At 38.4% G+C, this 8,172-nt stretch carries 7 protein-coding genes; 3 read left to right on the forward strand and 4 right to left on the reverse strand.

The window, feature by feature from the left end:
• The first annotated feature begins 75 nt into the window (after positions 1 to 75).
• Positions 76 to 2,142 carry a formate dehydrogenase subunit alpha gene (fdhF, locus tag V7137_RS21735; RefSeq protein ID WP_420490159.1) on the forward strand — a complete coding sequence of 689 codons (2,067 nt, stop codon included), beginning with the start codon at positions 76 to 78 and terminating at the stop codon, positions 2,140 to 2,142.
• 251 nt (positions 2,143 to 2,393) lie between these two features.
• Here the strand turns inward: fdhF and V7137_RS21745 are convergent, their stop codons facing one another.
• Together V7137_RS21745 and V7137_RS21750 are read right to left on the reverse strand one after the other, a co-directional pair.
• Complete coding sequence (locus V7137_RS21745) at positions 2,394 to 3,695, reverse strand: NarK family nitrate/nitrite MFS transporter (protein ID WP_335700001.1); 1,302 nt, start codon at positions 3,693 to 3,695, stop codon at positions 2,394 to 2,396.
• Positions 3,696 to 4,069: 374 nt separating this feature from the next.
• On the reverse strand, positions 4,070 to 5,566 hold the full coding sequence (locus tag V7137_RS21750; RefSeq protein ID WP_335700002.1) for an MFS transporter: 1,497 nt from the start codon (positions 5,564 to 5,566) through the stop codon (positions 4,070 to 4,072).
• A gap of 187 nt (positions 5,567 to 5,753) precedes the next feature.
• Here V7137_RS21750 and V7137_RS21755 point away from each other — a divergent pair, with 187 nt between their 5' ends.
• Complete coding sequence (locus V7137_RS21755) at positions 5,754 to 6,902, forward strand: acyl-CoA dehydrogenase family protein (protein ID WP_335700003.1); 1,149 nt, start codon at positions 5,754 to 5,756, stop codon at positions 6,900 to 6,902.
• A gap of 62 nt (positions 6,903 to 6,964) precedes the next feature.
• The gene (locus V7137_RS21760) at positions 6,965 to 7,126 is read left to right on the forward strand and encodes a hypothetical protein (protein WP_218348669.1); all 162 of its coding nucleotides are present in this window, start codon (positions 6,965 to 6,967) and stop codon (positions 7,124 to 7,126) included.
• A gap of 72 nt (positions 7,127 to 7,198) precedes the next feature.
• Here V7137_RS21760 and V7137_RS21765 read toward each other — a convergent pair whose 3' ends face one another.
• Both V7137_RS21765 and V7137_RS21770 read right to left on the reverse strand, forming a co-directional pair.
• Positions 7,199 to 7,378, reverse strand: a complete 180-nt coding sequence (locus tag V7137_RS21765) for an H-type small acid-soluble spore protein (protein WP_335700004.1) — start codon at positions 7,376 to 7,378, stop codon at positions 7,199 to 7,201.
• A gap of 97 nt (positions 7,379 to 7,475) precedes the next feature.
• Positions 7,476 to 7,655 carry a hypothetical protein gene (locus tag V7137_RS21770; RefSeq protein WP_335700005.1) on the reverse strand — a complete coding sequence of 60 codons (180 nt, stop codon included), beginning with the start codon at positions 7,653 to 7,655 and terminating at the stop codon, positions 7,476 to 7,478.
• Positions 7,656 to 8,172: the final 517 nt, after the last annotated feature.

Raw genomic sequence — 8,172 nt, forward strand, 5'->3', positions numbered from 1 at the left:
TTTTAAAAAAGGAATCTACATTTAGAATATATAGATTATTATGATGATAGAGGTACAAATGATTTTAGAGGGGGAGTGAACAGGTTGGGTGAAACAAATTTAGTTAAAACAATTTGCGGTTATTGTGGTACGGGATGTGGTTTAGTTCTTGAAGTTCAAGACAACAGAATTATGAAAATCCGTGGTGACAAAGAAGCACCAGTCAACAAAGGACAAACATGTGTAAAAGGTGCATTTGCCTACGAATATGTACATGCAAAAAATAGATTAACCTCACCACTTATTCGTAAAGCAGGGAAGTTGGTTGAAACAACTTGGGATGAAGCCTATCAATACATTGCAAGTAAGTTATCCCACATTAAATCATCATGGGGATCAAACTCTATATCAATGTTTGCTTGTGCTCGGTCCACGAATGAATCCAATTATGTTACCCAAAAATTTATGAGGACAGTCATTAAAAGTAATAACATAGATGGCTGTAACCGTACCTGACACGCTCCTAGCGTTGCCGGTCTGGCAACTGTTTTTGGAAGCGGTTTCCCAACGAACACACTTGAAGATTTTGACCGTGCTGAAGTATTACTTCTAATGGGCTCGAATACAACAGAGGCACACCCAATTATTGCTAATCGAATGAAAAAGGCTGCAAAAGCGGGGCTGAAAATTATCGTCATTGATCCACGAAAGATTGATATGGTTAAAGTAGCACATCGTCATTTGCAAATAAATGTCGGTTCAGATATTGCCCTTATCAATGCTTTTATCCGAGTCATTCTTAAAGAGGGTTTATTTAACGCTGAATTTATTAAGCAATTTACAGTGGACTTTGAAAAACTAGAAAAACAAGTGGAGCCATATACACCTGAGTATGCAGCAACGATTACTGGATTGCGTGCAGAGGATATTGTCGAAACGGCAAGGGAGTATGCTTTATCCAGTTGTTCAATGATTGCATACACACTTGGTATAACAGAGCATCACTGTGGTGTTAATAATGTCTTCGATATCGCTAATCTAGCGTTATTGACTGGAAACATAGGGAAACCAGGATCAGGAATTATGCCATTAAGAGGCCAAAACAATGTCCAAGGTGCTGGAGATATGGGCTGTCTTCCTAACCAATTAGCCGGAGCGATGAGTTTAGCAAATGAAGAATATCGTGCCCGTTATGAAAAGGAATGGAAGGTTGAATTAAACCCGCAAGCAGGAGATACCCAAACTCGTACGTTTGATCGCTTAGATATGGGTGAACTGAAGGCCCTTTATATTATTGGTGAAAATCCACTTCTTGCTGATGTGGATATGAACCATACGAAAAAATTGTTCGAAAAACTAGATTTGTTGGTTGTCCAAGACATTTTCATGACCGAAACGGCAAGAATGGCAGATGTTGTGTTACCTGCACGTTCATGGGGAGAGGTGGATGGTACCTATACAAACACTGATCGGAGAATACAAAGAGCCCGAAAAGCAGTAGATTCCCATCCAAATGTGAAAGAGGACTGGGAAATTCTTTGTGAATTGTCGACACTCATGGGGTATCCTATGAGTTATAACAATAGTGAAGAAATCTGGAATGAAGTGAGAAAGTTGGCCTGGGAGATGTATGGCGGAATTTCCTACGAACGGCTTGAAAAAGAGTATAGTATTCACTATCCGTGTCCTGACGAGAATCATCCAGGGACGTTTATCATGCATGAGAGATTTCATCAACAAGAAACACCAACGAAAAAATCACCTTTTGTACCAGTAGACTATACGGCCCCGTTAGAATTACCTGATGAGAACTATCCATTTACGCTCACGACTGGCCGTCGCTATGAATCTTATAATACTCATTCTCAGACTCGCCATTATGCCTCTGGGGTTAAGGTGAAACAAACAGAGGAGACCCTTGACATCCATCCGGACGATGCAGCTGTACTTGGAATAAAGGATGGTGAAGTCGTTCGGGTCCGTTCCCGAAGAGGGAAACTTGAGGTGAAGGTAAAGATTACAGAACAAGTAGTCCCTGGTTTAGTTTTTATGAGTTTCCATTGGAGTGAAACACCAACCAATGTGTTAACATTAAATGAGTATGATCCTATTTCAGGTACCGCTGAATATAAGGCATGTGCGGTTGCGATAGAACGGTTATAAACAATTTTTGAACGCAGTTTAATTACTGCGTTTTTTTATTTTAGCTTAGTTATAGCTCACTGCATTGTGCCACTATGTTGATTGGAGCGGATGGCGCCGCGAGACTCCTGCGGGAGAAAGTGTGCCAAGGGAGAACTTGGACGACTCTCAAGCACCGAGGAGACTCACGGGCCGCCCACAGAAAGCGAGCATCTGGAGCTGAATTGAACAGGTAAATTTCGCAGGGCGAGATTAAAAAAAACAGATCGGTATTAACCGACCTGCTGTGTAAGAGTTTTAGCAGCTGTTGCTTTTCTTTGATAAAAATACCAGTTGAGCGCAAAAGAGATAATGTAAAAACCGATAAAGAAGTAAAACGCTGTGACTGGAGTGCCTGTTGCTTTAACGGACCACCCGAATAGCTTTGGAATAAAGAATGATCCATACGCTGCAAATGCTGCAGAGAACCCGATAACTGGTGCTGCTTCTTTTGGAATAAAAAGGTTAGGGATCATTTGGAATGTTGAGCCAGAACCAATACCAGATGCAACGAAAAGAATTAAGAATGATACTAAGAACCCTGCAAACTGTTTTCCATTTAGGAAGTATATAACTCCTGCTGCGCCAATGCCCATGATGACTAACACATATGCAGTGACTTTAGCGCCGCCCATTTTGTCTGCAAGCCATCCTCCCACAGGTCTTGCTGCTGCTGCAACTAATGCTCCAAGAAAGGCAAGTGAAATGTGCTCAGGAAATTGTGATCTTAATAGGAGCGGAAAGGCCGCTGAGTAACCAATGAATGAACCAAACGTTGCTACATAAAGAGCTGTCATAATCCAAGTGTGTTTACGTTTTACAATTACAAATTGATCCGCTACTGATTGTTTTGCACCTGGAACATTATCCATTTTAAACATGGCTAGAATTGTTAAAATAACAATGGGTATAACCCAGATAAATGCTGCGTTTTGTAACCAAACTTCCTGGCCATTCGCTAACACTTGTTTACCACCAACAAGTGCAAAAGTTCCTGAAGTAATAATTAGTGGTGTTACGAATTGCACTACAGAAACACCCATGTTACCCAAACCGCCATTAATTCCAAGTGCTGTTCCTTTTTCTTTTTTCGGAAAGAAAAAGCTGATATTTGCTGATGATGATGAGAAATTTCCGCCGCCTAGACCACAAAGAGCTGCTAGTAATAACATAATTGAAAATGGTGTGTCCGGATTCTGGACTGCAAATCCAATTCCAATTGCGGGAATGGCTAAGATCGCCGTTGAAATAACGGTCCAGTTCTTACCACCAATCGAGCCAACTGCAAAGGTATAAAGAAAGCGAAGTGTTGCACCAACAAGGCCAGGGATAGCTGCAAGTGTAAAAAGTTGTTCTTCCGTAAAATGAAAGCCGATGTCGTTAAGTCTAACAGCTACTACGGACCAAATTTGCCAAACAATAAATGCGAGCATCAGTGAAGGTACAGATATCCATAAATTACGTCGAGCATGTTTTTTTCCTTCTGCTTTCCAGAATTTTTCGTCTTCTGGATTCCAATAATTAATTCGGGCCATGATATTATTCCCCCTAAATTGTTTTTAAAATTTATTTTTAAAGATTTGTTGTTTGTGTTATTAATATAAATCAGATGGTAACATGAATTTAGTGACGTACGTCACAAAATCAGTGAACGAACTGTGAACGAAAGGGGTTTGACAAAAAGTTGTAATAATTTAACCCGATAGTGGTGATTTTTACTGAAATTCACTCCCTTTCTTCCGGCTCGCCCGTGAGCATCTTCGGTCGTGTCTCACTAAGGGGTCTCAACTGCTCACATTCCTGGATGAGTACCGCGAATTTCCCAAAAATCAAATCAACATTCACCTTTAACATAGGCTAACGAAAAAAGAGACCTTTCATGGGAAAGATCTCTTTTTGTTCTGCTTTTCTAGGATTTTTCGATATCTTCATAAAACATTCCTACATAGTTTTTGGTTTCACCTGCATCATCTTTAATTGCTGTAATGGTAAGCCATTCTCTGTATATTTCATTATTTTTGCGTTTATTCCAAATATAGCCTTCCCAAACACCGTTTGTCTTTAAGCTTTCCCACATTTGTTTATAAAAGTCATTGCCGTGTTCACCGGATTGAAGAACACTTGGGGTTTTCCCTGCAACCTCTTTTTGACTGTAGCCGGTAATTTTTGTGAATGCTGGATTAACGCTTTGAATAATTCCATGAACATCAGTTACACAAATGCCGTCTAAAGCATGATTTACAATCTTCGCTGAAATATCAAGCTTATCTTGGTAATATAGCCATACTACGATAACCAGACTTGCTAACGAAAACTCTGAAAGGGACATAAACCCAATGGCATAATGACCAGTCCAATCAAAGAGAATCGTGAGAAGAACGGGCGGGAAAAAACCACCAAGTCCCCCCATAGCTGAAACAATCCCATTCACAATACCAGCTTGCTTGGAAAAATATAACGGAACTAGTTTAAAGATTGCGCCATTACCTATTCCAGCAAAGAAAGCTACTAATAAGCAACCGAAAGAATAGATCGGCAGTGATGGAGTAAAAGACAAAAGAAATCCTGCAAAAGTTAGGCTAAAGAAAACAGCCATTAGAATAAGAAATGGATTAACTTTATCGCCTAACCAACCTCCAATCGGTCTAAAAACGGTTGCCAAAGCAATAAAACCAGCTGTCCTCAAGCCTGCATCCACTTTATCTAATTCAAAATGATTAACTAAAAACGAGGGTAAGTATATGGTAAAGGCAACAAATGAACCAAACGTGATAAAATAGAATAAACTTAGAAACCATAGTTTTGGATTTTTATATACCTCTTTGATCTGGTCTGGCAAGGAAATGTTTACTTTTCGTTCCCTTCTGTCTCCAAAGATAAAATTTAAAAGAGCAAAGAATAGGACAACTAATAGGAAAATTTTAATGGTGTCTCTCCAACCGTATGCGTTGGCAAGAACAGGCGCTGAAAAGGAAGTAATCGCTGTTCCAATATTTCCTGCTCCGTAAATCCCATTAATAAACCCATGCTTTGATTTTTCATAATATTTCGGAAGAGAGGTCACGCCAACCGAAAAAACAGCACCACCAATCCCAAGTAATAACCCGCCAATGATTAGCGTTAGTAGAGAATTAGCATAGCTTAACAACGCAATAGGAATAAGTAGGATTATGAAGCTGATTGTAAATAAAAGTCGAGCACCATAGCGGTTCGTCCAATAGCCAATTGGAACGCGAAGTAGAGATCCAAGGATCACAGGGACTGCAGTTGCCCATGCTATTTGGGTAGAAGTAAGTTTAATATCTACCTTGATAAAAGGCATAAGTGATGATATAAGGACCCAAACCATAAAACCAGCTACCAAGCTTCCTGTTTGTATAAATAATTGTTTTGGACCTTGCTTCATAATAATCCCCCTTCAAACTTATTATTATTTCCTTTATCTGTTGTTATATAGTAGGAAAGTGGTTCATTGGCCCGGAAAAATTTACTTCTTGTATTATAAAATATTCTGAAGTACCTATCAGTGAGTTATGACACACATTTGACACAAACTTATAAAAATATTTGGTAATTGAATAGGAGAGAGATAAATGAATTTTCTAGAAAAACAGACAATAGATGAACGAATAGATTTAATGAATAACCTTGCAAAACAATTCCTAATGCGAGCACATCAAATAGACATTGAAGGTAGTTTTCCCTATGCCAATATAAAGGATCTTAAAAATACAGGTTACACAACATTAACTGTGCCTTCTAGATATGGTGGAAAGGAAATCACACTTTATGAACTCATTCGGCTCCAAGAAACGATAGCCGAAGGGGATGGGGCAACTGCACTTTCCATCGGATGGCATATGGGAATTATGATGAATTTAGCTGAAAAAAACATATGGAAGGAACCAGTCTTTAAGTATCTTTGTGAACAAGTAAAAAATGGTGCATTAATCAATAGTGCTCAAAGTGAACCGAAAACAGGGAGTCCTACACGAGGAGGAAGACCGGAAACCACTGCAGAAAAATGTCAAAATGGCTGGGTTATAAAAGGGAGAAAAACATTTACCACCATGTCACCTGTCCTCGATTTCTTTATTGTTAGTGCAACAATTAAAGAAACCGATGAAGTGGCAAATTTTTTGATCCCACGGACAACAAAAGGAATAAATATTGAAGAAACTTGGGACAGTATCGCGCTAAGGGGAACAGGAAGTCATGACTTACTATTGGATAATTGTTTGGTTCCTAACGATTATCTAGTTGAAGAGTTAAGTTCGGCTGCTAAAAAAGCGAATGGATGGCTTTTACACATACCAGCATGTTATCTGGGCATAGCAAAAGCTGCCCAAAGATACGCAATTCAATTTGCAAAGGAGTATTCACCAAATAGTATAGTTGGACCAATCATTGATTTGCCAAATGTCCAACAAAAACTGGGTGAAATTGAGTTGAAAGTAATGCAGTCGGAGTACTTTTTGTATGGAGTTGCCAAACAGTGGGATGCTTCATACGTTCAAGATAGGGAAAGAATGAGTGCAGCGTTAGGGGCCGCCAAATTTACAGTGACCAATTTGGCAATCGAAATTGTTGATTTGGCAATGAGAATCGTTGGAGCAAAAAGTCTTTCCTTGAGTAATCCATTGCAGCGATATTATAGAGATGTGCGAGCAGGGCTACATAATCCTCCGATGGATGACATGACTTTACAACTATTAGCAAAGCACAGCATTATTAATCATTAACCAAAAGTTGGTTAACTAAACTTCAAACTAAATGGTTACCATAACAGTAAGGAGTGAGGAAAATGCCAAGAGGTAAAGAATTAGAGCAGCTTCCTATGGCTAATATAGCACCAGGTGCAGGAAAAGATGCCAATAGGAATAATAGAGAGGTTCTTGGGGGGATTGTTCAAGGAGTTCAACCAGAACCTAATGATATTGAAAAGGAAAATGAAGACATGGTTTAAGGCAGGAATACTTTCCTGCCTTTTAATTTTTTGATTAAGATAAGATTTTAATTACATTAACTTCTAGAGGAATTATTCTTCGATTAACTCACCAATTTCTACAACTGATCGTTCTTCCAATGGTCCGCGTAAATGAACAGTTGCGGTATTTCCATCTTCATTTAATTGGTCAATCCATACTGATGCACCATTATATTTGACTTCAATATCTGCAGAAGATGACAAAATCTGCTTTACTCGGTTAACATTCATTATATTCACTCCTAGTCTTTTGTTTGGGAATGGTTTTCATGTTTAGGTAAAGAAAGCAACAGCTTTCTTCTATAGTATAGTGGGCATTTATACGTTCCTAAGGATAGTCGATATGTATACCATTAATTGTACCTGGCTCATCAACATCTCCCAGACTATTTAGATAAGAATCAAGCTCGATTTGTAATTCCTTCGGAGCACCAGTCTTTAAATGCCAATTCCCTGGTTCATCAACAAAATATGGGCTTTTTGTAAATTCAGGCCTTATTCTGGGCATAGTATTCTCCTTTTTAAAATTTTTTTAACTTGTTTCCTCTGTGTATATACTTTCCAATGTTTACTTAGTTCATTCAAAGAACCGGTGGCTTCCCACGAGCAAAAGATAAGACTAAATTCATATTGCTCCCTCAAACATACAGGTTTATGATATGTAGAAATGATGACCTCAAAAGACATAAATGCGATAAGTATTTAAGTGGAGGGCCCAATTAAATATAAAAAAATGAAACTAAATGAAATCATCTTCGTCTTATAATATTGAGGATTGAAAATAGTCATGTCCCACCATGACATGACATAGAAATAGAAAGTATATCACGATGTGAGATCATTAATTTCATATGTTAATTGGGGAAAAAGCGGCTGAACAATTAGCAAATGATGTAGATTTTTGTTGATGAGTAAAGTTAGAAATAGCATGATTTTTGTTTTTATTTTTATACGAAGTGTGATATAGTAATTGAGGTTCGTTTACCGAAGCTTAATTGGTAAGTGATGGGAGAATTTTATAAATG

This window comes from Neobacillus drentensis, assembly GCF_036962765.1.
Taxonomy (GTDB): domain Bacteria; phylum Bacillota; class Bacilli; order Bacillales; family Cytobacillaceae; genus Neobacillus; species Neobacillus drentensis_C.

Coding starts and splice junctions, on each gene's coding strand:
- V7137_RS21745 (WP_335700001.1), bottom strand. CDS start 3,695: ATGGCCCGAATTAATTATTGGAATCCAGAAGACGAAAAATTCTGGAAA.
- V7137_RS21750 (WP_335700002.1), bottom strand. CDS start 5,566: ATGAAGCAAGGTCCAAAACAATTATTTATACAAACAGGAAGCTTGGTA.
- V7137_RS21755 (WP_335700003.1), top strand. CDS start 5,754: ATGAATTTTCTAGAAAAACAGACAATAGATGAACGAATAGATTTAATG.
- V7137_RS21760 (WP_218348669.1), top strand. CDS start 6,965: ATGCCAAGAGGTAAAGAATTAGAGCAGCTTCCTATGGCTAATATAGCA.
- V7137_RS21765 (WP_335700004.1), bottom strand. CDS start 7,378: ATGAATGTTAACCGAGTAAAGCAGATTTTGTCATCTTCTGCAGATATT.
- V7137_RS21770 (WP_335700005.1), bottom strand. CDS start 7,655: ATGCCCAGAATAAGGCCTGAATTTACAAAAAGCCCATATTTTGTTGAT.